The sequence below is a fragment of the Acinetobacter sp. ESBL14 genome, from assembly GCF_036668815.1.
Classification (GTDB): Bacteria; Pseudomonadota; Gammaproteobacteria; order Pseudomonadales; family Moraxellaceae; genus Acinetobacter; species Acinetobacter gyllenbergii.
Map to the genome: position 1 here is coordinate 1 of NZ_JAZEVS010000039.1, position 467 is coordinate 467.

At 47.1% G+C, this 467-nt stretch carries 1 pseudogene; it reads left to right on the forward strand.

The window, feature by feature from the left end:
* A pseudogene (locus tag V6E90_RS21515) lies at positions 1-467 on the forward strand (YadA-like family protein); the annotation flags it as partial.

A 467-nucleotide genomic window follows, 5' to 3' on the forward strand; every position in this document is an offset into this window, starting at 1 on the left:
TGGTGTAGAAAGCAACAACGTTGGTGCAGCGATTGAAGAGCTGGATAAAGGCTGGAACTTACAAAGCAATGGCGCCAATGCGGGTGCAATCAGGACAGGTGACACGGTTGATATCGGTACAGTTGCGAATGAAGACAACCTGACCGTTACTAAAGAAGGCAACACCATCCAATACGGATTAAACCGTGATTTAAATGTCGATAGCGTTCGTGCGGGCGATACCTTAATCAATGACAATGGTGTGACCATTACCAATGGCCCAAGTATTACCAAAGATGGCATCAATGCTGCGGGGAATACAATTAGCAATGTAGCAGATGGTGCAGCCCCAAGTGATGCCGTAAACAAAGGCCAGTTGGATAAAGCGGCAGCGGCATCGAAAACCGAAGTGACTGAAGGTAAGAACGTCACAGTGACTAAAACCACAGGCGCTGATGGTCAAGACATTTATAACGTAGCGACCAAAG